The following is a 19,812-nucleotide window of genomic DNA, read 5'->3' on the forward strand; positions in this document are numbered from 1 at the left end:
TATAGCTCATCTATGACACGTTTGCTTCCCATCCTGCCCCTGCGCGACATCGTCGTTTTCCCGCAGCGCATCGTTCCGCTGTTTGTTGGCCGCGAAAAATCCGTGGCCGCCCTCGAAGCGGCCATGTCCGCGGACAAGGAGCTGTTCCTCGTCGCCCAGCTTGATCCGAGCGAGGATGATCCCGATCGCGACGCTCTTTACGATCTCGGCGTGATCGCGACTGCGATGCAGCTCTTGAAGCTGCCGGACGGCACAGTCCGCGTCCTTGTCGAGGGCGCGAAGCGGGCCCGGCTGACCGGGCTGGTGCCCCAGGACGGCTACATGGCAGCCGAGGTGGAGGAAGTGGATGAGGAGACCGCAGACGGTCCGGAGGTCCAGGCGCTCATGCGCTCGGTGATCGATCAGTTCGAGAATTACGCGAAGCTCAACAAGCGGCTCCCGCCGGAAACAGGCATCCAGCTGAGCGAGATCGAGGACGCTTCCGTCCTCGCTGACGCGGTCGCGTCGAACCTGTCGATCAAGGTTGCCGACAAACAGGCGCTGCTTGGTGAGATGAACCCGTCGCGCCGGCTCGAGATGGTGTTCGCCTTCATGGAAGGCGAGCTTGGCGTTCTGCAGGTCGAGAAGAAGATCCGCAGCCGCGTGAAGCGTCAGATGGAGAAGACGCAGCGCGAGTATTATCTGAACGAGCAGTTGAAGGCGATCCAGCGCGAGCTCGGCAACGAGAGCGAGGAGGGCGGCGACGAGCTCCAGGAACTCGCCAACAAGATCCGCAAGACGCGCCTTTCCAAGGAAGCCCGCAACCGCGCCAATGCCGAGCTGAAGAAGCTCCGCGCGATGGCGCCGATGTCGGCGGAAGCGACTGTTGCTCGCAATTATCTCGATGTCCTGCTCGGACTGCCTTGGGGCAAGAAGTCCAAGCTAAAGAAGGACATCGCGGAGGCGCAGAGCATCCTCGATGAGGATCACTACGGCCTTGAAAAGGTTAAAGACCGGATCGTCGAATATCTCGCGGTCCAGGCGCGTACCAACAAGCTGAAGGGCCCGATCCTTTGCCTCGTCGGGCCTCCCGGCGTCGGCAAGACGTCTCTCGGCCGCTCGATCGCTCGTGCGACCGGACGTGAGTTTGTTCGCCAGTCGCTGGGCGGAGTCCGTGACGAAGCCGAGATTCGGGGCCACCGCCGGACGTACATCGGGTCGCTGCCGGGCAAGATCGTGTCGAACCTGAAGAAGGCCGGCACGTCCAATCCGCTGTTTCTGCTCGATGAGATCGACAAGCTGGGCCAGGATTTCCGAGGCGATCCGGCTTCCGCGCTTCTCGAAGTGCTCGACCCTGAGCAGAATTCGCGCTTTCAGGACCACTACCTCGAGCTCGATTACGACCTTTCGGACGTGATGTTCGTGACGACCGCAAACTCGCTCGACATGCCTCAGCCGTTGCTCGACCGCATGGAGATTATCCGGCTCGAGGGTTACACCGAGGACGAGAAGGTCGAGATCGCGCGTCGTCATCTCATCCCGAAGCAGATGGAAGCGCACGGTCTCAAGGACAGCGAACTCGAGTTCACTGACGGAGCGCTGCGCGGAATCCTGCGCTTCTACACCCGCGAAGCCGGCGTCCGAACGCTTGAGCGCGAGTTGGCGAAGGTTGCCCGCAAGGCGCTGCGCAAGATTCTCGAAGGCAAGTTCGAAAGCGTCGTCGTAACCGAAGACAACCTCAACGATTTCCTCGGTGTCCGCCGCTTCCGTTACGGCGTTGGCGAGGAAGAGGATCAGGTCGGCGCCGTTACGGGTCTCGCCTGGACCGAAGTCGGTGGCGAGCTACTGACCATCGAGGCCGTCACTGTTCCCGGCAAGGGACAGATCAGGACGACCGGCAAGCTCGGTGAGGTGATGCAGGAGTCGATCCAGGCGGCGATGAGCTTCGTGAAGGCTCGCGCGCCGGCTTACGGCGTGAAGCCCTCGATCTTCGCCCGCAAGGATATCCACGTCCACTTGCCGGAAGGCGCGGTACCAAAGGACGGCCCGTCCGCGGGCATCGGCATGGTCACAGCGATGATCTCGACGCTCACCGGCATTCCGGTCCGGCGTGACGTCGCGATGACCGGCGAAGTTACGCTTCGTGGCCGTGTTCTTCCGATAGGCGGCCTGAAGGAAAAGCTGCTCGCGGCTCTTCGCGGCGGGATCACAACCGTTCTCATTCCGCAGGAGAATGAGAAGGACCTGGTCGATATTTCGGCGACCGTCCGCGATCTCCTCGAGATCGTGCCGGTTTCGCATGTCGATGAGGTGCTTGCCCGCGCGATGACGCAGAAGATGCAGCCGATCGAATGGACAGAGGCGGACGAGCATGCGGCCGAACACCGAGTTCCTGGCCATTCGTCGGAAGGTGAAGCGTCCCTGCGGCACTGACCTTTACTTGTGTTTAGACTCTTGCCTTAAGGATTTGGCGGTCGCGGGTGAGTCTCGCGTAGAATTCCGGGGAGAGCCGAACCGATGAACAAGCAGGAACTGATCGGACATGTCGCTGATCGCGCAGGTCTCAGCAGGAACGACGCCGCTCGTGCCGTGGAGACGATGCTCGAAGTTGTGACGTCCGCGCTGAAGCGCGGCGACGAAGTTCGGCTCGTAGGATTCGGCAATTTCTCGGTCACTCGCCGCAAGGCGTCCACCGGGCGCAATCCACGCACTGGGGAGCCGATGCAGATCAAGGCCAGCGCCCAGCCCAAGTTCCGTCCGGGCAAGGTCTTGAAGGATGCTGTTCAGTAAGCTGGACACGGCGGAAGCCGGCACTATATCCGCGACTTCCTGAACGGGCATGGGCGCGTAGCTCAGCGGTAGAGCACACCCTTCACACGGGTGGGGTCACAGGTTCAATCCCTGTCGCGCCCACCATGTCCGAGCGCAGCCAATCCGCCGAAATCTATTCGAGATAAGCTGGCTGGAAGCTGGCGACGCGACGCATCTCGGACCAATCCATGAACGTGATGTCGCGTCCCTTGCGCCTGATCAGGCCTTGCCGTTCCAGGTCCGCCATGACGCGGTTCACGTTCACCGACGTCTGGCCGGTAATCTCCGCGATCTGCTGCTGCGTGAAAGGATTGTGCAGCGCTTCGTCCGGCACCTTCGTGTGGCTCCGCACCGCCGTTTCGCACAGCAGGTGTGCAACGCGAGCCGTCGAATCCCGGCGGCCGCAATTGACCAGCCATTCGTAGCCGATCGCTTCATTGCGCTGCGTCAGCCTCCAGAAGAATTGCTGGATCTCTGGATGGGCCTCGATGATCGAGCCGAGGTCCTTGGAGCTTCCGACCATGACTTCGCTGGGAACAATCGCCTGAATTCCGTAGCTGGCAAGGCCGTCGCGAGGAAGCACACCTTCACCCGGGAACCTCAAGGCAACGATCTGGCGTCGCCCGGAACTATCGACCTTGAATTTGGAAATCAGACCCGATCGGACAAACAGGACTTCGTCGCGCGGAACCCCAGGCTCGCGGAACGGCCGTCGAGGATCGACCTGGATGACCCTGTGCGGCATATGATCAAGCAGATCGACAAGTTCTTCATTCAGTCCGGCCGCAATCAACGTGTCGCGTAGCGAAACGCCAGATCCGGCGACTGGCCCGAGCGGCGACTCGCCAACATCTTCGTTCTCCCCAAGACAAATTGCGCCTCTGAAACGATCTTAGCAAACTTAAAATGGGCCTATTCACGCCCATATTAACTACGCAAAGGCACTTAGGCTGCCAACGCGACGACGCCTCCCGGTTCGCTTGCCTTCGCAAGGCTGCCACCCTAAGGAGCGCGCGCGCCCCGGGGAGAGATGCCATGGGACGCATCATGGCGATCGTAGCTCAGCTGGTTAGAGCACCGGTTTGTGGTACCGGGGGTCGCGGGTTCAAGTCCCGTCGATCGCCCCATTTCTTGACGATTATCGGACCTTTTCCATCCTATGAATACGCCCTGGGGCTTCGAAGATTTCGACGCGCATGAAGACCTGCACTTCGTCTGGAACGAAGAGTGCGGTCTCAAGGCCATCATCGCCGTCCATTCGACCCATTTGGGTCCGGCCGCGGGCGGCTGCCGGTTCTGGCACTATGCGGATCCTGCCCAAGGTCTGACCGACGCGCTGCGCCTGTCACGCGGCATGAGCTACAAGAACGCTATGGCCGGCCTCCCGCTCGGGGCGGCAAGGCGGTGATCATCGCCGACGAGAACCGTACCAAGACCCCGGAAATGCTGCATTGCTTCGGCAGGGCGGTCGATCATCTGTGCGGCCGCTACGTGACCGCGGAAGACGTGGGCATGAGCGTTGCCGACATGATCGAAATCCGTCGCCAGACGCCGTTCGTTGCTGGTCTTCCGGTCGAAGGTGGCGATGTGGGCGGCGATCCTGGGCCGCATACTTCACTTGGAGTTTTTCTCGGCCTCAAGGCCGCGGTTCGGCGCGCGCTCGGCAAGGATAGCGTAAACGGTCTTCACATCGCGCTGCAGGGCGCGGGCAGCGTCGCGACGGGCGTCGCGGTCCATGCGGCGGCGGAAGGCGCGAGGCTCTCAATCGCGGACGTGGATGCGGCGAAGGCTCAGAAGCTGGCTGATGCTACCGGCGGCAAGGTTGTCAGCACCGAAGAAATCCTGGGAATCGAGGCGGACGTGCTGAGCCCATGCGCGCTGGGAGCGATCCTCGACGAGCAGACGATTGCGGCGCTTCGAGTGCCGGTTGTAGCGGGCGGCGCGAACAATCAGCTTGCGGAAAAGGAGGACGGGCAACGCCTGCATGAGCGCGGGATCCTTTATGCGCCGGACTATGTGATCAACGCCGGCGGCATCATCAATGTCTGCACCGAATATCTTCGCGACGGCGATGCAAGCCTCGTGCGCAAGCGGATCGAGGGCATTCCGGACCGGCTCGAGCAGATCTGGGCGGAAAGCGCCCAGTCTGGCCGCGACCCCGCGTCGGTTGCCGATGCGATGGCGCAGCGGCTGATCGGCAGGGGTTAAGGCAGGCCGTGCACCGCTTTGCCAACCCGGCAAGGTTCCTGAAATTCGCGCGACCCGCGACTGGCTGGCTGCTGGCTATTGGGCTGTTGCTGACGGCTGCAGGGCTCATTGGAGGCCTGACCCTTACGCCACCCGATTACCTGCAGGGTGAGACGGTCCGCATCATGTATGTCCATGTGCCGGCGGCCTGGCTTGGCATGGCCGGCTGGGCAGGCATTGCCGGTGCTTCGATCGCGCAACTCGTCTGGCGTCATCCCTTGGCGGCCGTTGGAGGTCGCGCGCTGGCCCCGGCAGGCGCGACCTTTGCCGCGATCTGCCTGCTCACGGGCTCGATCTGGGGTCGGCCGACCTGGGGCACCTGGTGGGAATGGGACGGCCGCCTTACGTCGATGCTCATCCTGTTCTTCCTCTATCTCGGTTACATCGCACTGGCGGGCGCAGAGCGAGAGCGCGGAGGCGAAGGGCGCATCGCGGCCCTGTTCGGCCTGATTGGCGCGATCAACCTCCCAATTATCCATTATTCGGTCCTGTGGTGGCGCACGCTTCATCAGGGCCAGAGCATCGGAGTTTCTGGTTCGAGCATCGATTCATCGATCCTCTGGCCGCTGCCGCTCGCTGCGCTGGGCTTCACCTGCCTGTTCGGAGCCGCCGTCCTGATGCGCATGCGGGCCGAACTCGCGGAAGCCAAGGTCGAGGCGCGCATGCGCCGGGCGGCCGCGGAATGAACCATTGGGCATTCGTAACGGCCGCGTACGCCGTCGTTGTTCTTGGAACGACCGGGCTGCTCGCCTGGGCATACGTGACAATGCGTAAGGCGGAGGCCGCTGCGGACGGGTTGAAGCGCCCGCAATGATTGCCCGCCCGAAGCACCAGCGCCTCGTCCTTGTCGTCCTCGCGCTCCTGGCGGTGCTGGGCGCGGTCTTGCTCGCCATGTGGGGGCTCAAGGATCGCGCGGCCTATTTCTACACGCCCGCGGATGTAGTTGCGGGCAAGGCGGTGGCCGGAAAGGCCGTCAGACTCGGCGGAATGGTCGAGCGCGGCTCGGTCAAGCGCGATCGCGACGGCGTGACGACGCGCTTCATGGTCGAGGACGGCGAGGCGCGTGTGCTGGTCTCCTATCGCGGCATCCTTCCCGATCTGTTCCGCGAAGGCAGCGGAGTCGTCGCTGAAGGCAAACTCGCGCCGGACCAGACGTTCGTCGCTGACAACATCCTGGCCAAGCACGATGAGCGCTACATGCCTCCGGAACTCGGCAATCAGGCCGCCGAGCACAAAGTGGGACGTACGCTCAAGCGATGATCCCGGAGGCAGGCCTTGCCGCCATTTGGCTAGCCGCTGCGCTGTCGCTTCTCGGGCTGTTCCTGAGCATCGCGCACGTTCGCGGAAAGCTGGAAGCGGATCGGCCCGTCCGGGCGCTTGCGATAGTGCAGGGCGTGCTCTGCCTGTTCGCGTTCGCGATGCTTATGCTCGTCTTCGCGAGGACGGACCTGTCGGCGGCGCTGGTCGCCGAGAACAGCCACAGCGCCAAACCGTTGATCTACAAGATTGCCGGAGCCTGGGGAATCACGAAGGCTCGATGCTTCTCTGGGTCACGGTGCTGGGCGTGTCGGGCGCGGCTCTGGCAATCTTTTCCCGCCAACTTCCGAGCCGGACGCTTGTTGCGGCCCTTGGCGCTCAGGCGGCGCTGGCGCTGGGCTTCCACGCCTTTCTGCTGTTCGCCTCCAATCCGTTCGCGCGATTGAACCCGGCGCCGGTGGAGGGCAGGGCCTCAATCCGCTGCTTCAGGACCCGGGCTTGGCCTTTCATCCGCCAACGCTCTACCTCGGCTATGTCGGGCTTTCGGTCGCGTTCAGCCTCGCTGTCGGCGCCATGCTTGCGGGCGACGTCGATCGTCATCTCGCGCGGGCGATGCGCCCATGGGTTCTCGGTGCGTGGATCTTCCTGACGCTGGGGATCACCGCAGGCAGCTACTGGGCGTATTACGAGCTGGGCTGGGGCGGCTGGTGGTTCTGGGACCCGGTCGAGAACGCCTCGCTCATGCCTTGGCTTGCGGCCACCGCCTTACTGCACTCGGTCGCGGTGCTTGCAGCGCGCAACGCACTCAAGGCGTGGACGATGATGCTTGCGGTCATCGCTTTCTCCATGTCGATGGTCGGCACGTTCTTGGTGCGCTCCGGCATTCTAACGTCGGTTCATGCCTTTGCGGTCGATCCGACGCGCGGCGCCTTCATCCTGGGCCTGCTCGGTATTTACGTGACCGCGGCCTTCGTGCTCTTCGCCTTCCGCGCCGGTTCATTGCGCGAAGGGGCACCCTTCGAACTTGTCAGCCGTGAGGCGGGGATCGTCGTCAACAATCTGCTGCTGACGGTCATCCTCGGAATCGTCTTTATCGGGACGCTCTATCCGCTGATGGCGGAGGCGCTTTCCGGGGAGAAGCTTTCGGTCGGGGCGCCGTACTTCGATTCGGTTGCCGGACCGCTTGCGATCCTGCTCGGCATTCTTCTCGCTTTCGGTCCGCTGCTTAGCTGGAGGCAGGAGAAGCGGCCGATCTTTCGCAAGCTCGCGCCGCCGGCTCTTTGTGCCGCGACCGCTCTGGTCATCGCCTTCCTTGCCATGCCGCAAGCAAGCATTCTCTCCCGCTTTGGGCTGGCGCTGGCCGCCGGCTTGATCCCGGCGGTGATCCTCCCCTTGATCGGTCGTAATCCGTTGCGCACGCCGCTCGCCACCTGGGGTATGATCATCGCTCATTTGGGTGCTGCCGTTTCCGTCGCCGGGATGGCCGCAGACAGCGCGTTTACCACCGAAAAGCTGACCGCGGTCAGGCTCGGCGAGACGGTCGATGTCGGGCCGTGGCTGGTTCGGTTCGAGAATCTGTCGCCAGTCGCCGGCCCGAACTGGACCGCTCTTGAGGCGGAGCTCCGCGCGTCGCGTGGAGGCGGAGTGCATGTGCTTCGTCCGCAGTCGCGCTTCTTCACCGATCCGCCCACCGAGACCAACGAGGCTGCGATCCAGACCGTCCTTGGTGGCCAGCTCTACACGGTCCTCGGCCAGTCCGATCAGGAAGGCCGCTGGCAATTGCGTCTTTGGTGGAAGCCCATGGTCACTTTGATCTGGCTCGGCGGGATGCTGGTCGGGCTCGGGGGACTGCTCGCGCTCATCGGCCACTCGATGCGAGTATGGCGCAGACGCAGGGCGGCAGCATTATGAGCCGCGGCCTCCGCCTCATTCCGATCGTCCTACTGATCTGGATCCTGATCGCATTCGCGTGGCGCCTGGTCGCGCCCAACGATCCGACCGTTCGCTCCCAGCTGGTCAACAGGCCGGTCCCTGCGTTCGAATTGGCGCAGGCTGCGCCAGATGTTCCGGCGCTGCGTTCTACTGACCTCGCGACCGGCGAGCCGCGCCTGCTGAACCTGTTCGCAAGTTGGTGCGTGCCGTGTGTCGCTGAAGCTCCGGTCCTCGAGGAACTGAAGCGGCGGGGCGTGAAGATCGAGGGTATCGCCATCCGCGACACTCCGGGCGGAATCGCCGCATTCCTCGACCGCCATGGCAATCCGTACACCCGGATCGGGAGCGACCCGACCAGCCGGGTGCAACTCGCGCTCGGGTCCGCCGGAGTTCCGGAAACCTTCGTGATCGACGGCAAGGGCGTCATCCGGCTCCAGTATGTGGGTCCGATCGGACCGGCGGATGTTCCGAAGGTTCTCGAAGAGCTGGAGAAGGTGCGGTGAGGCCTCTCGCGGTTGCTCTTCTGATCGCGCTGGCGGCGCCAGCTTTTGCGGATTCCAACTTGCCGCCGTCTTATTGGGCCTATCGCCAGCTTCCCGATGCGAAGCAGGAGGCGAAGGCCCAGGAGCTGATGCAGGAGATCCGATGCCTTGTCTGCCAGGGACAGTCGATCGCCGACTCGGACGCCGAGCTTGCAGGCGACATGCGCGACCTCGTTCGCCGGCGCATTGCGGCGGGCGAGAAGCCCGATCAGATCCGGGCCTGGCTGATCGAGCGCTACGGCGACTGGATCAGCTACCGCCCTCGGCAAAGCCGATTGCGTGGCCGTTGTGGGCCGCTCCGGTCGTTCTGCTGATCTTCGGCGCAGCCGTCGCTGCGGGGCGGCTCAGGAGGAAGCGGCGATGAGCGGCTGGGTCGGCTTGCTCGTGCTAGTTGCGGCCTCGCTTGGCCTGCTGTGGGCGCTCAGCGTTCGCGGGCCAATGATGCACCTTTCCGTTGCGGCCCTGCTTTTCGGGTCAGCCGGCTATGCCTTCCTGGGCCAGCCTGAGCTGCCGTCGTCGCCTCGAAGCGCCGAGCAACGGCAGCCGCCTATCCCCTGACGAATTTGCGCCATGCCTTCTTTGGGCAATTCACGCCCACCGAGCATTGGCTCGTAATGTCGGAATCACTCGCAAGCCGAGGGAGGACGCAGGAAGCTGCGGGAATCCTCCAGTCGGCGGTGCGGGAGCACCCCGGCGATCCGGCGCTCTGGATCGGTCTGGGCAATGCCCTTGCCGACCACGCTGGAACGTTGACGCCGGCCAGCGAGCTGGCGTTCCGCAGGGCGCAGGAGCTTGCGCCTCACTATCCTGCACCGCGTTTCTTCTACGGTCTCGCGCTCGCCCGGTCGGGCGATCCAAAGGATGCGCTGATCCTCTGGCGGCAAATTCTCGCGGAGGCGCCAGCCGATGCCAGCTGGCGCCCCTTCGTCGAGGATGCGGTCGCGGCCCTCGAAGGACCGCGGCGACCGCCTCAGGCTGCTACCGGCTCGTAAGGAAGGTCGAGCGCTTCGGCGACGGCCTCGTGGCGGATCTTCCCGCCCGAAACGTTGAGGCCGGCTGCGAGATGCGGGTCGTGCCGCATCGCCTCTTCCGCTCCCAGTTTCGCGATCTTCAGGGCGAACGGAAGCGTCGCATTGTTGAGCGCGAAGGCGCTGGTCCGGGCAACCGCGCCCGGCATATTCGCGACGCAGTAGTGGATGATTCCGTCGACCTCGTAGACCGGATCGGCGTGGGTGGTCGCATGCGACGTCTCGAAGCAGCCGCCCTGGTCGATCGCGATGTCGACCAGCACCGATCCGCGCTTCATCGTCTTGAGCATGTCGCGCGTGACGAGCTTGGGAGCGGCCGCACCGGGAACGAGGACCGCTCCGATGACCAGCTCGGCTTCCTGCACCGCATTCTCTATCGCGCGTCGCGAGGCGTAGGCCGTCTTGATCTGGCTCGAGAAGAACATGTCGAGCTCGGCCAGCCGATCATTGTTGATGTCGTAGATGGTGACGTCCGCGCGCATGCCGGTAGCCATTTGCGCGGCATTCACGCCGGCTACGCCGCCGCCGAGAATCGCGACCTTCGCCGGCGCGACTCCGGGAACGCCGCCAAGGAGGACACCGCGACCGCCCTGCTCCTTTTCGAGATAGTGCGCGCCGACCTGCACCGACATGCGGCCAGCGACCTCGCTCATCGGCTTGAGAAGGGGAAGGGCACCCGTCCGAGACGTAACCGTCTCATAGGCGATGCAGGTCGCGCCCGACTTCATCAGGCCCTCGGCTTGCGGCTTGTCGGCAGCGAGGTGGAGATAGGTGAACAGGATGTGCCGCGGCTCGAGCAGGGCGATTTCCTGCTGCTGCGGCTCCTTGACCTTCACGATCATGTCCGACGACTTGAACACGGACTCGGCATCCGGAAGGATTTGCGCTCCGGCCTTTTTGTAAGCGCCGTCCGGGCAGTCGATGCCGTTGCCGGCTTCAGCCTGGACGAACACTTCGTGCCCGGCCGATACCAGCTCGGCCACCGAAGCGGGGGTCAAACCGACCCGATATTCATGCACCTTGATTTCCTTAGGCACCCCGACCCGCATTATTCGTTCGCTCCGCTGATGGTGATTGCGCGCGCCTATAGACTGGCAAAACGCCCTTGTCCCCCCACATTACGGCAGGGTTTGCGGCCATTGTTCACTGGTGCTAGTGCGGCGCGCCGCTGCTCCGGCGGCGGTGCGGGGGCACCAGAAATGCGGGTTCGCAGTCGGTCCAGGCAGTTTTCGATTCCATGAGCGTAACAGCAACCGGCGGAGCTGAAGCAGCCCCGCAAGATCATTCGCATGGGCATGCTCACGGGCAGGGATCGATGGCCAAGCTGGCCGTCGGTGCGATCGGCATCGTCTTTGGCGACATCGGTACGTCGCCGATCTACGCATTCCGTGAGACCTTCGCGGGTCATCACACCCTCCATGTCGACCAGATGCACATCAACGGTGTGCTTAGCCTGATCTTCTGGTCGATGATGATCATCGTGACGCTGAAATACGTCACCATCATTATGCGCGCCGACAACAAGGGCGAGGGCGGAAGCCTGGCCTTGCTGGCCCTCATCAACCGGCAATTGGGCGGGAAGAAGAGATGGACAGCGGGGATAGTCCTTCTCGGCGTCTTCGCGACCGCGCTCTTCTACGGCGATTCCATGATCACCCCGGCGATCTCGGTCTTGTCCGCAGTCGAAGGCCTGACGACCGTCAATGCCGGGCTGCAGCCTTTCGTCATTCCGATCGCAGTCGGAATCCTGATTGGCCTCTTCGCGATCCAGTCGCACGGGACGGCGAGAGTGGGGGCGTTGTTCGGTCCGGTGATGCTGTTCTACTTCACGGTCATCGCCGTGCTCGGCGTGATGCACATCGTCGACCGTCCGCAGGTGATCCTCGCAACGGTCAACCCGGTGCACGTGTTCACGTTTTTTTTCGACGAGCCGCTGCGGGCATTCATTGCGCTCGGCTCGGTCGTCCTCGCGGTGACCGGCGCCGAGGCGCTGTACGCGGACATGGGCCACTTCGGCCGCAAGCCGATCCGTGTTTCGTGGATCTATTTCGTCATGCCCGCGCTGCTGCTCAACTACATGGGGCAGGGCGCGATGCTCATGAACATGGGCGCTGCGCAGGCGATGGAAACGGTCAAGAACCCGTTCTTCTACCTCGCTCCTGACATGCTGCGCCTGCCCCTGGTCCTACTTGCGACCATGGCGACCATCATAGCTAGCCAGGCAGTGATTTCAGGAGCTTTTTCAGTCACCCAGCAAGCCATACAGCTGGGCTTCGTTCCGCGCTTGCGAATCGCGCATACGAGCGAGAGCGCCGCCGGCCAGATCTACATTCCGGTCGTGAACTGGGCGTTGATGACGATGGTCATCCTCCTCGTGATCATGTTCGGCAGCTCGTCGAACCTGGCTGCGGCCTATGGCATCGCTGTTACGGGCGCGATGCTGATCGACGCCGTCCTCATTTCCGTCGTGCTGCTGCAGCTGTGGAATTGGAACCGCTACCTCGCGATCGGTCTCCTAGCGCTCTTCTTCACGGTCGATGGTCTCTACCTCGGCGCGAACCTGCTGAAGATCCCCGCCGGGGGCTGGTTCCCGCTCCTCATCGGGGCGATTGCCTTCACTTTGCTCACCACCTGGGCGAAGGGCCGCCAGCTCCTTTTGGCGCGGATGGACGAAGCCAGCCTGCCCATGGAAATCTTCATCAAGTCGGCGGCTACCAGCGCAACCCGCGTGCCCGGAACCGCGGTCTTCATGACCAGCTCCGCAAGCGGCGTGCCCCATGCGCTTTTGCACAACCTGAAGCACAATAAGGTCCTTCATGAGCGGGTGATCCTGCTAACCGTGAAAATTCAGGACGTGCCTTACGTGTCCGAGGAAAAGCGCGCGGAGACGCAGGATTATTCCGCGGGCTTCTATCGCGTGATCATCCACTACGGCTTCATGGAAGAGGTCAACATTCCGGCCGAGTTGTCGAAGCTCGAAGGCTGCGGACCCGCCTGCAAGATGATGGATACGAGCTTCTTCCTCGCCCGGCAGACGCTGATTGCCTCGTCGCGCCCAGGCATGGCGATCTGGCGCGAGAAGCTTTTCTCCTGGATGCTTCGCAATGCGGAAAGCGCGATGGAGTTCTTCAAGCTGCCGACCAACCGCGTCGTCGAACTGGGAAGCCAGGTCGAAATCTGAACCTCGCGGCTGATCGTGTGTTGCGGCAGCCATGGAAGATCTCATCGGTTGGATGGCAACGATCGCGACGGTTACAGCGGCGTTGGTAACGGCATCGAATCTCGGCTCTCGAATCACCGGTTATGGCTTCGCGGTCTTTACCGTCGGTTCCGTGGCATGGCTGGCGCTGGCTTTCCTGACGAACCAGCCCGCTTTGCTGTGGACGAATATCCTGCTGACAGGCCTGAATCTCTTCGGCGTCTGGCGCTGGCTCGGGCGGCAGTCGCGGATAGAGGAGGGCGCCTCGCTCGCCGCGGAGAAAAGCGAGCGCACTCCCGGGGAAGCCCTGTTCCCGGTCTCGACACTGCTTAAGGCGCCAGTTCAAAGCCATTCCGGAGATGAAGTCGGCAATTGCGTGGACGGCATGGCCGGCTGCTCTAGCGGTCGACTGCACTATGTTGTCGTAGCGAAGGGAGGAGTCGGCGGCGTGGGGGAGACGCTCCATCGGCTGCCTTGGGGTGCGACGAAGGTTGAAGCCGACAGGCTGATCCTTGATTGCGTGGATGAACTGAAGGAAATCACGGGCAAGGAATGGCCGGTCCGCTAATCGTCACTGCCGAATTTGCACCGGAAGATTTCGCCTGGCTCGATGCCTTGCGCCGCCGCCATTATCCCGCTGAACGGAACCAAGTGCTGGCACACTTGACCCTCTTCCACGCCATCGCACCGTCCGCTGAAGACGAATTGCGGCAAATCCTGAAATCCATGGCCGGACGGCCTCCTCCTCGTGCGTGCATCAGAAGCATCGTGAATCTCGGCGGAGGAGTGGCGCTTCGGGTGGCGTCCGAAGAACTTGACGCTATCCGGGCGGAGATCGCCGAGCGACTGCGGGGACTGCTGACCGCTCAGGACTCGGCGGGCTGGTCAGCCCATGTCACGATCCAGAACAAGGCGCCGCCGCGAGAGGCGCGAGCGTTGATAGATGCACTGGGCGATCAATTCTTGCGACGGCCGATCCACATTTCTGGCGTAGGCCTGCACCGCTATTTGGGCGGTCCCTGGGAGACCCTGCGGAAGTTCTCTTTCAGGGGCTAGCTGAGTTCGCCGATTCCGTCGCAGCTGAGATCGAACGCCGCGAGACCTGCTTCGAGAACCGACGCAAGCATCGGCATGTCCATAAGTTCGTCGATCGCGGCGTCGCTTCCGTTCTTGGTAAGGTCGTTGGCTTCCTCCATCGCCTCTTCCCAATCGCCGACGTCGTACGTTCCCTGGCCGACCCAGCAGAATGCGACGACTTCCGCGAGCTGGTCCTCGCCGAGATCTTCGAAGACGGCCTTGAGCTCTTCCTCGACACTGTCGTTGATCGTGTCGTCGAGGACGGAAAGGGTACCTTCCTCTTCGTCGTCGACATTGTCGGCGGTCTCGTTGCCGTCATAGTCCGTTGGCGTTTGGGCCTCGTACTCCCGCGCCCGAAGAATGATCCGGCAAAGCGTTTCGAGCGGGGTCAACGGGTCCATCAAAGTGCCTTTCGATTATGCCGCTTGAACGTGAACGTCCGTAAGCGGTTCCTCGCGTTGACCGACACTGGTCGCGCACTTATATGGCCGCGGCGTCCCGCCTCGCGGGGTCGCGAATACCATGCCTTCCTGGGGCGGAGTAGCTCAGCTGGTTAGAGCAGCGGAATCATAATCCGCGTGTCGGGGTTCAAGTCCCTCCTCCGCTACCACGCCGCGACGGATTCAGTCGCGGCGCTTGCGACCCAGAAGCCCAATCAACCCGACAAGCCCGATCGCTCCCCAAGGGAGTCCGCCACCGGATTTGCGGGCCGGAGCGGGAGCCGGCGCGGGTTCCGGCGCTTCCGTCGTGACGGGCGCAGGGGCCGCAGCCATGTCGTTTCCAGCCATCATCGAATTGTCGGCTGGCATGGCCATGGTCGCGTTCGCGTCGGCCGCATTGGCAGGCGCGGGCTCGTTCTGGGCCATCGCAGGTGCTGATGCCAAAGCGGCGGCCAGCAGGAAGCAAGTCACATTCCGCATCTTCAAACTCCCCTTTAGTCGGCGCTATTCGACTGAGGCCGGGTGGTAACTGTCCTCGCCATGTTCTTTCTTAAGGCCCAGCAGCCCGAGCAGGCCCAACGCTCCGAGCAGATTGAACCAGTCAATCTTCGGCGGGCCGCTACGCAGACGTTCCTGCGTCTCGGTCCGGATACCGGACTCGTTGGTTTCCTGCGCTTGCGCAGCGGGACCGGCCAATGCCGCCGCTACGATCATGCCGAGCATCCACCGTGTTCGCATGGTGCCCTCCTGTGTAAGCGCTGAAAGCAGCGCTAAGGGCGCAATACCACCGTATGCGACTCACTTCCAAGAGTGCGCAATCGAAACGCAAACGCCCGGACCGCGTGGCGATCCGGGCGTCCTGCGTGACGATTGCTCGTCAGCCCCTTGGATGCTTGCTGCGTCCCGCTTTCGCGCGTCGCCTCAAGCTTCCGACATCGGCCCCAAGGGGCAGCCCGCCGGAAGGACTGCAAGTTATGCCGCGGCGCCGTGGCTTGTCACCTGCATAAGCAATGTGCGGCAGGTTTTGGGCACACCCTGTGGCTGCCCGGCAACATCGAGCCGGGGGTCGAGCCCGATTGCGCTCTGTTGCTTAGCGCCCTAGGGCACCGGCTCCACGGTCCTCTGGAGGCATCTGAAGTTGCGCGTTTCCCGCTATTTTTTGCCGGTTCTGAAGGAGAGTCCTTCGGACGCGCAAATCGTCAGCCACAAGCTGATGCTGCGCGCAGGGCTGGTCCGCCAGACGGCGGCGGGGATCTACGCCTGGCTGCCGATCGGGTATCGGGTCCTCAAGAAGATCGAGCAGATCGTCCGCGAAGAGCAGGATCGCGCGGGTGCGATCGAGATGCTGATGCCGACGATCCAGGCGGCGGACCTGTGGCGCGAGAGTGGGCGCTACGACGCTTACGGACCGGAAATGCTGCGGATTCGCGACCGGCACGATCGCGAGATGCTCTACGGGCCCACCAATGAGGAAATGCTCACGGCGATCGTTCGCGACGAGCTGAAGAGCTATCGTGAGCTTCCGCGCACGCTCTACCACATCCAGTGGAAGTTCCGCGACGAAGTCCGCCCGCGTTTCGGCGTGATGCGCGGACGTGAGTTCCTCATGAAGGACGCTTACAGCTTCGATCTTGACGAAGAAGGTGCGCGGCAGAGCTACTACACCCAGCTTCTAGCCTATCTGCGCACCTTCCAGCGCATGGGTATTCAGGCCGTGCCGATGAAAGCTGCGTCGGGCCCGATCGGCGGCGACCTGAGCCACGAGTTTATCGTCTTGGCACCGACGGGCGAGAGCGAGGTCTTTTACGATGCCGCATTCGAAGAGTTCGACTGGCAGCAGTCGGACCTCCAGTATGGCGATGCCGCAGGACTGAAGGCCTTGTTCGATCGCGTTGGCTCGACTTACTCGGCGACCGACGAGACCCACGATGAGGCGCGTTGGGCGACGATTTCCGACGACCGCAAGCGCACCGGACGTGGCATCGAGGTCGGCCACATCTTCTACTTCGGTGACAAATATTCGGCGGCGATGGGACTGAAAGTCTCCGGCACAGACGGGAAGCCGGTCACTCCGATGATGGGGAGCTACGGAGTCGGCGTCTCCCGCCTCGTCGGCGCCATCATCGAGGCGAGCCATGACGATGCGGGCATTATTTGGCCGGAGAGCGTTGCGCCGTGGAAAGTTGGCCTCGTCACGATGCGTCAGGACGACGAGCCCAGCGTGGCGGCCGCGGAAGGCCTGTACACGGACCTCAGGAACGCCGGCATCGAGACCGCCTACGACGACCGCGATGAGCGTGGCGGGGCCAAGCTCGCCACGATGGACCTGATCGGTCTGCCGTGGCAGGTCATCGTCGGTCCCCGCGGAATTGCCGCGGGCACGGTCGAACTCAAGCGCCGTTCATCTGGCGAGAAGCAAGAGCTGAGCGTGGAATCCGCCCTCGCGAGAATGTCCGAATGATCCTCAACCGGTACGAGCGCACGGTCGCTCGCCGATACCTGCTTCCCGGCAAGGGCGAGGGGTTCATCTTCCTCGTCGCTTCAATAAGCCTGTTCGCCGTCGCACTCGGTGTTGCTGCCCTCATCATAGTCATGAGCGTGATGAACGGTTTCCGCGCGGAGCTGTTCGACAAGATCGTCGGCCTCAACGGGCATGCGATCGTGCAAGGCTATGAGGGCCGCCTGACCAATTGGCAGCAGATTTCCGACGAGGCGCGCAAGTTGCCTGGAGTCACCTCGGCAACGCCATTGATCGAGCAGCCTTTGATGGCTTCGGCAAACGGGCGCGTCGAAGGCGTTCTCGTCCGCGGAATGCGGCTTCAGGATATCCGCAACAACCCGGTCATCACCCAGAACGTGAAGTCCGGAAGCATCGCCTCGATCACGCCGGGCAGCAATCGAGTCGCGATCGGATCGCGTCTTGCCGAGACGCTTGGTGCCTATGTCGGAAGCGAGATCAGCCTGATCAGCCCCGAAGGCCGGTCGACGGTTGTCGGGACGGTCCCGCGCATAGTGTCGTACCAGGTCGGAGCGATCTTCGAAGTCGGCGTCTACGACTACGACAAGGCGTTCGTCGTCATGCCGATGCAGGATGCGCAGACATTGCTGATGCTTGGCGATCAGGTCGGCATGGTCGAAATCCAGACGAGCGATCCGGACAAAGCCCGTATCATCCTCGCCCCGCTTGGACCGCTGGTTCAGGGGCGCGGGATCATCGTCGACTGGCAGCAGATGAACTCGGCCTTGTTCGAAGCGCTGGAGATAGAGCGCGTCGCGATGTTCGTCGTCTTGTCGCTGATCGTCCTGGTCGCCGTCTTCAACATCCTGTCATCGCTGATCATGCTGGTGCGCGCCAAGACCCGTGACATCGCCATCCTCCGGACCATGGGGGCGAGCCGGCGAAGCATGATGAAGGTCTTCGTGACCGTCGGAGTTACGATCGGCTCTCTTGGGATCGTGCTCGGGATCATCATCGGGGCCATCTTCCTCTTCTTCCGCCAGGCGGTCGTGGACTTCATCCAACTGATCACGGGGCAGAATCTTTGGGACCCGTCTGTGCGCTTCCTGTCAGAACTGCCATCGAAGACCGATCCATTCGAGGTGACGGCGATCATATTGATCGCGCTGATCCTGTCCTTCCTCGCGACGCTCTATCCGGCATGGAAGGCGGCGAGCACCGACCCGGTGCAGGTGCTTCGCTATGAGTGAACCGGTCCTTTCGACGCGCGGGTTGAAGCGCAGCTTCACGCAGGGCGACGTGACGATCGAGGTGCTCCGTGGAGTCGATCTCGATGTGCAGCCCGGCGAGATTGTGGCGCTGCTCGGCCCGTCGGGGTCTGGGAAGTCGACGCTGCTGCAGGCCGTGGGCCTGCTCGAGGGCGGCTTCGAAGGTTCGATCCGGATCGCGGGTAGGGAGGCCGCGTCGCTCAACGACGAAGGTCGGACGGAGCTTCGCCGAAACGCGCTGGGCTTCGTCTACCAGTTTCACCACCTGCTGCCCGAGTTCAACGCGCGTGAGAATGTCGTCCTTCCGCAGCTAATCCACGGTGCCGAAACCGAGGCTGCCCTGGGTCGCGCGGAGCAATTGCTGACAGCGCTTGGCCTTGGCGCTCGTCTCGATCACCGGCCTTCGAAGCTTTCCGGAGGCGAGCAACAGCGGGTCGCCGTTGCGCGGGCGCTCGCCAACAAGCCGCCGCTCGTCCTCGCCGACGAGCCGACCGGGAACCTTGACGAGGCAACCGCCGATACGGTCCTTGCCGAGTTCCTTGGTCTGGTGCGGGGGAGGGTAGTGCCGCCCTTGTGGCAACCCATAATGAGCGCCTCGCCGCAAAGATGGACCGAGTGGTTCGGCTCCACGAGGGACTGCTTGGATAGTGGAGCCGGAAGACGACGGGCGCGTTAGCGGCCCGATGCAACGCGTAAACCCCACAGTTCTTGCCACAATTGCGCTCGGAGCGCTGGTCCTGCTCATCGTCATCATGATCGTGATGGGCAACCGGTCGAGCGAAGACGATCGCCTGACCGGCAACCAGGTTACGTTATCCAGTGAAGAGCCTTCGGAACGCTGCGGAAGCCAAACGACATACGATCAGATCAAGCGCGAGCTGTTCCGTCAGGCGGCAGCGGCCCGAGGCAGCGACCAGGAGGCGTTTGACAAGATCGCATCCTTTTCGACAGTGCGGATGGAAGCGCCAGTCTTACGCGATGAAAGCGGGGGAAGCGTAACCTGTAACGGCACACTCACGCTCGACCTTCCGCCTGGGGTTGCTGTTGCGGGCGGTCGTCGTTCGCTCGGCGCGGACATTCTCTACACCGTTGATGGCGCTGCGGTGACCGTCTCCAACGCCGATGAGATCATTACGCCCTCACGACGCTCGCACGAACTGCGGACGCGCGCACAAGCGATTTGCTGCCGCCCAACGCAAATGAAGTTGCACCCGCGGAACCGGACAATTCGGTGGAAGTGCTTCCGCCCGTAGAGCAGTCGGAAGGCGCGGACGCTTCGAATGCCGCGACCGTCACTCCGAGCTTCAACTGCTCCAATGCCAAGACGAGCGGCGAAGTGGCGGTCTGCAATGATTACCGGCTTGCGATCCTCGATCGCCGCATGGCGGCGCAGTTCGGAAGCGCAATGTCGGAAGCCGACGCAAAGCAGCGGGGCTTGCTGACCCGCACGCGTGATTCCTTCCTGATCTATCGGGACCGCTGCACGAGCAACGACTGCATCGCCGAGACTTATCGAGGGCGCATGCGCGAAATCCGCGACATCATGCTCGGCAGGTGGACTCCGCAGCATTAGC

20 protein-coding genes, 3 tRNA genes and 4 pseudogenes are annotated in these 19,812 nt (G+C 63.0%); 22 read left to right on the forward strand and 5 right to left on the reverse strand.

The window, feature by feature from the left end; translation table 11 throughout:
- The first annotated feature begins 12 nt into the window (after positions 1 to 12).
- The 3 genes from lon (at position 13) to H9L14_RS05920 (ending at position 2,895) form a co-directional block, all read left to right on the forward strand.
- The gene (gene lon, locus H9L14_RS05910) at positions 13 to 2,412 is read left to right on the forward strand and encodes an endopeptidase La (protein WP_187709589.1); all 2,400 of its coding nucleotides are present in this window, start codon (positions 13 to 15) and stop codon (positions 2,410 to 2,412) included.
- 84 nt (positions 2,413 to 2,496) lie between these two features.
- Positions 2,497 to 2,769 carry an HU family DNA-binding protein gene (locus H9L14_RS05915; RefSeq protein ID WP_187709590.1) on the forward strand — a complete coding sequence of 91 codons (273 nt, stop codon included), beginning with the start codon at positions 2,497 to 2,499 and terminating at the stop codon, positions 2,767 to 2,769.
- A 51-nt stretch (positions 2,770 to 2,820) separates the two neighbouring features.
- Positions 2,821 to 2,895: transfer RNA gene (locus H9L14_RS05920), tRNA-Val, on the forward strand.
- Between the two features lie 28 nt (positions 2,896 to 2,923).
- Here the strand turns inward: H9L14_RS05920 and H9L14_RS05925 are convergent.
- Positions 2,924 to 3,583: a Crp/Fnr family transcriptional regulator gene (locus H9L14_RS05925; protein WP_187709591.1), complete on the reverse strand. Its 660-nt coding sequence runs from the start codon at positions 3,581 to 3,583 to the stop codon at positions 2,924 to 2,926.
- Positions 3,584 to 3,840: 257 nt separating this feature from the next.
- On the opposite strand from H9L14_RS05925, the gene H9L14_RS05930 reads away from it, so the two are divergent.
- From H9L14_RS05930 to H9L14_RS05970, 10 genes and pseudogenes are all read left to right on the forward strand, one after another.
- A tRNA-His gene (locus tag H9L14_RS05930) sits at positions 3,841 to 3,917 on the forward strand.
- Between the two features lie 32 nt (positions 3,918 to 3,949).
- A pseudogene (locus tag H9L14_RS05935) lies at positions 3,950 to 4,998 on the forward strand (Leu/Phe/Val dehydrogenase).
- 8 nt (positions 4,999 to 5,006) lie between these two features.
- The gene (ccmC, locus tag H9L14_RS05940) at positions 5,007 to 5,723 is read left to right on the forward strand and encodes a heme ABC transporter permease CcmC (protein ID WP_187709592.1); all 717 of its coding nucleotides are present in this window, start codon (positions 5,007 to 5,009) and stop codon (positions 5,721 to 5,723) included.
- Positions 5,720 to 5,851, forward strand: a complete 132-nt coding sequence (locus tag H9L14_RS16565) for a hypothetical protein (RefSeq protein ID WP_281389435.1) — start codon at positions 5,720 to 5,722, stop codon at positions 5,849 to 5,851. The genes ccmC and H9L14_RS16565 overlap by 4 nt, the downstream gene beginning before the upstream one ends.
- The gene (gene ccmE / locus H9L14_RS05945; RefSeq protein WP_187709593.1) at positions 5,848 to 6,297 is read left to right on the forward strand and encodes a cytochrome c maturation protein CcmE; all 450 of its coding nucleotides are present in this window, start codon (positions 5,848 to 5,850) and stop codon (positions 6,295 to 6,297) included. The genes H9L14_RS16565 and ccmE overlap by 4 nt, the downstream gene beginning before the upstream one ends.
- A pseudogene (locus tag H9L14_RS05950) lies at positions 6,294 to 8,205 on the forward strand (heme lyase CcmF/NrfE family subunit). Before ccmE ends, H9L14_RS05950 begins: the two are co-directional and overlap by 4 nt.
- Positions 8,202 to 8,729 carry a DsbE family thiol:disulfide interchange protein gene (locus H9L14_RS05955; RefSeq protein ID WP_246444500.1) on the forward strand — a complete coding sequence of 176 codons (528 nt, stop codon included), beginning with the start codon at positions 8,202 to 8,204 and terminating at the stop codon, positions 8,727 to 8,729. Before H9L14_RS05950 ends, H9L14_RS05955 begins: the two are co-directional and overlap by 4 nt.
- A pseudogene (locus tag H9L14_RS05960) lies at positions 8,726 to 9,132 on the forward strand (cytochrome c-type biogenesis protein). Before H9L14_RS05955 ends, H9L14_RS05960 begins: the two are co-directional and overlap by 4 nt.
- Positions 9,129 to 9,326: a hypothetical protein gene (locus H9L14_RS05965; protein ID WP_187709595.1), complete on the forward strand. Its 198-nt coding sequence runs from the start codon at positions 9,129 to 9,131 to the stop codon at positions 9,324 to 9,326. Before H9L14_RS05960 ends, H9L14_RS05965 begins: the two are co-directional and overlap by 4 nt.
- Before the next feature lie 56 nt (positions 9,327 to 9,382).
- The gene (locus tag H9L14_RS05970) at positions 9,383 to 9,760 is read left to right on the forward strand and encodes a tetratricopeptide repeat protein (RefSeq protein ID WP_187709596.1); all 378 of its coding nucleotides are present in this window, start codon (positions 9,383 to 9,385) and stop codon (positions 9,758 to 9,760) included.
- Here the strand turns inward: H9L14_RS05970 and ald are convergent.
- Positions 9,739 to 10,845, reverse strand: coding sequence for an alanine dehydrogenase (ald, locus tag H9L14_RS05975; RefSeq protein WP_187709597.1), 1,107 nt, complete (start codon positions 10,843 to 10,845; stop codon positions 9,739 to 9,741). The two genes, H9L14_RS05970 and ald, sit on opposite strands and share 22 nt — an antisense overlap.
- Positions 10,846 to 11,033: 188 nt before the next feature.
- On the opposite strand from ald, the gene H9L14_RS05980 reads away from it, so the two are divergent.
- Genes H9L14_RS05980 through H9L14_RS05990 form a run of 3 tightly spaced genes read left to right on the forward strand, consistent with a single transcriptional unit; the run spans position 11,034 to position 14,051 of the window.
- Positions 11,034 to 12,977: a potassium transporter Kup gene (locus H9L14_RS05980; protein WP_187709598.1), complete on the forward strand. Its 1,944-nt coding sequence runs from the start codon at positions 11,034 to 11,036 to the stop codon at positions 12,975 to 12,977.
- Positions 12,978 to 13,008: 31 nt separating this feature from the next.
- Entirely contained in the window at positions 13,009 to 13,563 is a 555-nt protein-coding gene (locus H9L14_RS05985; protein WP_187709599.1) for a PRC-barrel domain-containing protein, read from the forward strand.
- Positions 13,548 to 14,051 (forward strand): 2'-5' RNA ligase family protein, encoded by a 504-nt coding sequence (locus H9L14_RS05990; RefSeq protein WP_187709600.1) that lies wholly within the window; start codon positions 13,548 to 13,550, stop codon positions 14,049 to 14,051. The genes H9L14_RS05985 and H9L14_RS05990 overlap by 16 nt, the downstream gene beginning before the upstream one ends.
- On the opposite strand, the gene H9L14_RS05995 is transcribed toward H9L14_RS05990, so the two are convergent.
- On the reverse strand, positions 14,048 to 14,473 hold the full coding sequence (locus tag H9L14_RS05995; RefSeq protein ID WP_187709601.1) for a DUF3775 domain-containing protein: 426 nt from the start codon (positions 14,471 to 14,473) through the stop codon (positions 14,048 to 14,050). The two genes, H9L14_RS05990 and H9L14_RS05995, sit on opposite strands and share 4 nt — an antisense overlap.
- A 133-nt stretch (positions 14,474 to 14,606) precedes the next feature.
- On the opposite strand from H9L14_RS05995, the gene H9L14_RS06000 reads away from it, so the two are divergent.
- Positions 14,607 to 14,682, forward strand: a tRNA-Met gene (locus tag H9L14_RS06000).
- Positions 14,683 to 14,695: 13 nt separating this feature from the next.
- Here the strand turns inward: H9L14_RS06000 and H9L14_RS06005 are convergent.
- Together H9L14_RS06005 and H9L14_RS06010 are read right to left on the reverse strand one after the other, a co-directional pair.
- Entirely contained in the window at positions 14,696 to 14,992 is a 297-nt protein-coding gene (locus H9L14_RS06005) for a WGxxGxxG-CTERM domain-containing protein (protein WP_187709602.1), read from the reverse strand.
- Between the two features lie 24 nt (positions 14,993 to 15,016).
- Positions 15,017 to 15,250 (reverse strand): hypothetical protein, encoded by a 234-nt coding sequence (locus tag H9L14_RS06010; RefSeq protein WP_187709603.1) that lies wholly within the window; start codon positions 15,248 to 15,250, stop codon positions 15,017 to 15,019.
- Positions 15,251 to 15,650: 400 nt separating this feature from the next.
- Here H9L14_RS06010 and proS point away from each other — a divergent pair, with 400 nt between their 5' ends.
- The 5 genes and pseudogenes from proS to H9L14_RS06035 all read left to right on the forward strand — a co-directional run bounded on the left by proS (position 15,651) and on the right by H9L14_RS06035 (position 19,811).
- Positions 15,651 to 16,973 carry a proline--tRNA ligase gene (proS, locus tag H9L14_RS06015; protein WP_187709604.1) on the forward strand — a complete coding sequence of 441 codons (1,323 nt, stop codon included), beginning with the start codon at positions 15,651 to 15,653 and terminating at the stop codon, positions 16,971 to 16,973.
- Complete coding sequence (locus H9L14_RS06020) at positions 16,970 to 18,220, forward strand: lipoprotein-releasing ABC transporter permease subunit (RefSeq protein WP_187709605.1); 1,251 nt, start codon at positions 16,970 to 16,972, stop codon at positions 18,218 to 18,220. Before proS ends, H9L14_RS06020 begins: the two co-directional genes overlap by 4 nt.
- Positions 18,213 to 18,886 (forward strand): annotated as a pseudogene (locus H9L14_RS06025) (ABC transporter ATP-binding protein). The gene H9L14_RS06020 and the pseudogene H9L14_RS06025 overlap by 8 nt, the downstream one beginning before the upstream one ends.
- Before the next feature lie 35 nt (positions 18,887 to 18,921).
- The gene (locus tag H9L14_RS06030; RefSeq protein WP_187709606.1) at positions 18,922 to 19,491 is read left to right on the forward strand and encodes a hypothetical protein; all 570 of its coding nucleotides are present in this window, start codon (positions 18,922 to 18,924) and stop codon (positions 19,489 to 19,491) included.
- Positions 19,476 to 19,811: a lysozyme inhibitor LprI family protein gene (locus tag H9L14_RS06035; protein WP_187709607.1), complete on the forward strand. Its 336-nt coding sequence runs from the start codon at positions 19,476 to 19,478 to the stop codon at positions 19,809 to 19,811. The genes H9L14_RS06030 and H9L14_RS06035 overlap by 16 nt, the downstream gene beginning before the upstream one ends.
- The last annotated feature ends 1 nt before the right edge of the window (position 19,812 follow it).

Origin of the sequence: Sphingomonas sediminicola, assembly GCF_014489515.1 — a bacterium.
GTDB classification, from domain to species: domain Bacteria; phylum Pseudomonadota; class Alphaproteobacteria; order Sphingomonadales; family Sphingomonadaceae; genus Sphingomicrobium; species Sphingomicrobium sediminicola.

Coding starts and splice junctions, on each gene's coding strand:
- H9L14_RS05990 (WP_187709600.1), top strand. CDS start 13,548: ATGGCCGGTCCGCTAATCGTCACTGCCGAATTTGCACCGGAAGATTTC.
- H9L14_RS05955 (WP_246444500.1), top strand. CDS start 8,202: ATGAGCCGCGGCCTCCGCCTCATTCCGATCGTCCTACTGATCTGGATC.
- H9L14_RS16565 (WP_281389435.1), top strand. CDS start 5,720: ATGAACCATTGGGCATTCGTAACGGCCGCGTACGCCGTCGTTGTTCTT.
- lon (WP_187709589.1), top strand. CDS start 13: ATGACACGTTTGCTTCCCATCCTGCCCCTGCGCGACATCGTCGTTTTC.
- H9L14_RS06010 (WP_187709603.1), bottom strand. CDS start 15,250: ATGCGAACACGGTGGATGCTCGGCATGATCGTAGCGGCGGCATTGGCC.
- ald (WP_187709597.1), bottom strand. CDS start 10,845: ATGCGGGTCGGGGTGCCTAAGGAAATCAAGGTGCATGAATATCGGGTC.
- H9L14_RS05995 (WP_187709601.1), bottom strand. CDS start 14,473: ATGGACCCGTTGACCCCGCTCGAAACGCTTTGCCGGATCATTCTTCGG.
- H9L14_RS05970 (WP_187709596.1), top strand. CDS start 9,383: ATGTCGGAATCACTCGCAAGCCGAGGGAGGACGCAGGAAGCTGCGGGA.
- H9L14_RS06005 (WP_187709602.1), bottom strand. CDS start 14,992: ATGCGGAATGTGACTTGCTTCCTGCTGGCCGCCGCTTTGGCATCAGCA.
- H9L14_RS05915 (WP_187709590.1), top strand. CDS start 2,497: ATGAACAAGCAGGAACTGATCGGACATGTCGCTGATCGCGCAGGTCTC.
- ccmE (WP_187709593.1), top strand. CDS start 5,848: ATGATTGCCCGCCCGAAGCACCAGCGCCTCGTCCTTGTCGTCCTCGCG.
- H9L14_RS05980 (WP_187709598.1), top strand. CDS start 11,034: ATGAGCGTAACAGCAACCGGCGGAGCTGAAGCAGCCCCGCAAGATCAT.
- H9L14_RS06020 (WP_187709605.1), top strand. CDS start 16,970: ATGATCCTCAACCGGTACGAGCGCACGGTCGCTCGCCGATACCTGCTT.
- H9L14_RS05965 (WP_187709595.1), top strand. CDS start 9,129: ATGAGCGGCTGGGTCGGCTTGCTCGTGCTAGTTGCGGCCTCGCTTGGC.
- H9L14_RS05985 (WP_187709599.1), top strand. CDS start 13,009: ATGGAAGATCTCATCGGTTGGATGGCAACGATCGCGACGGTTACAGCG.
- H9L14_RS06030 (WP_187709606.1), top strand. CDS start 18,922: ATGCAACGCGTAAACCCCACAGTTCTTGCCACAATTGCGCTCGGAGCG.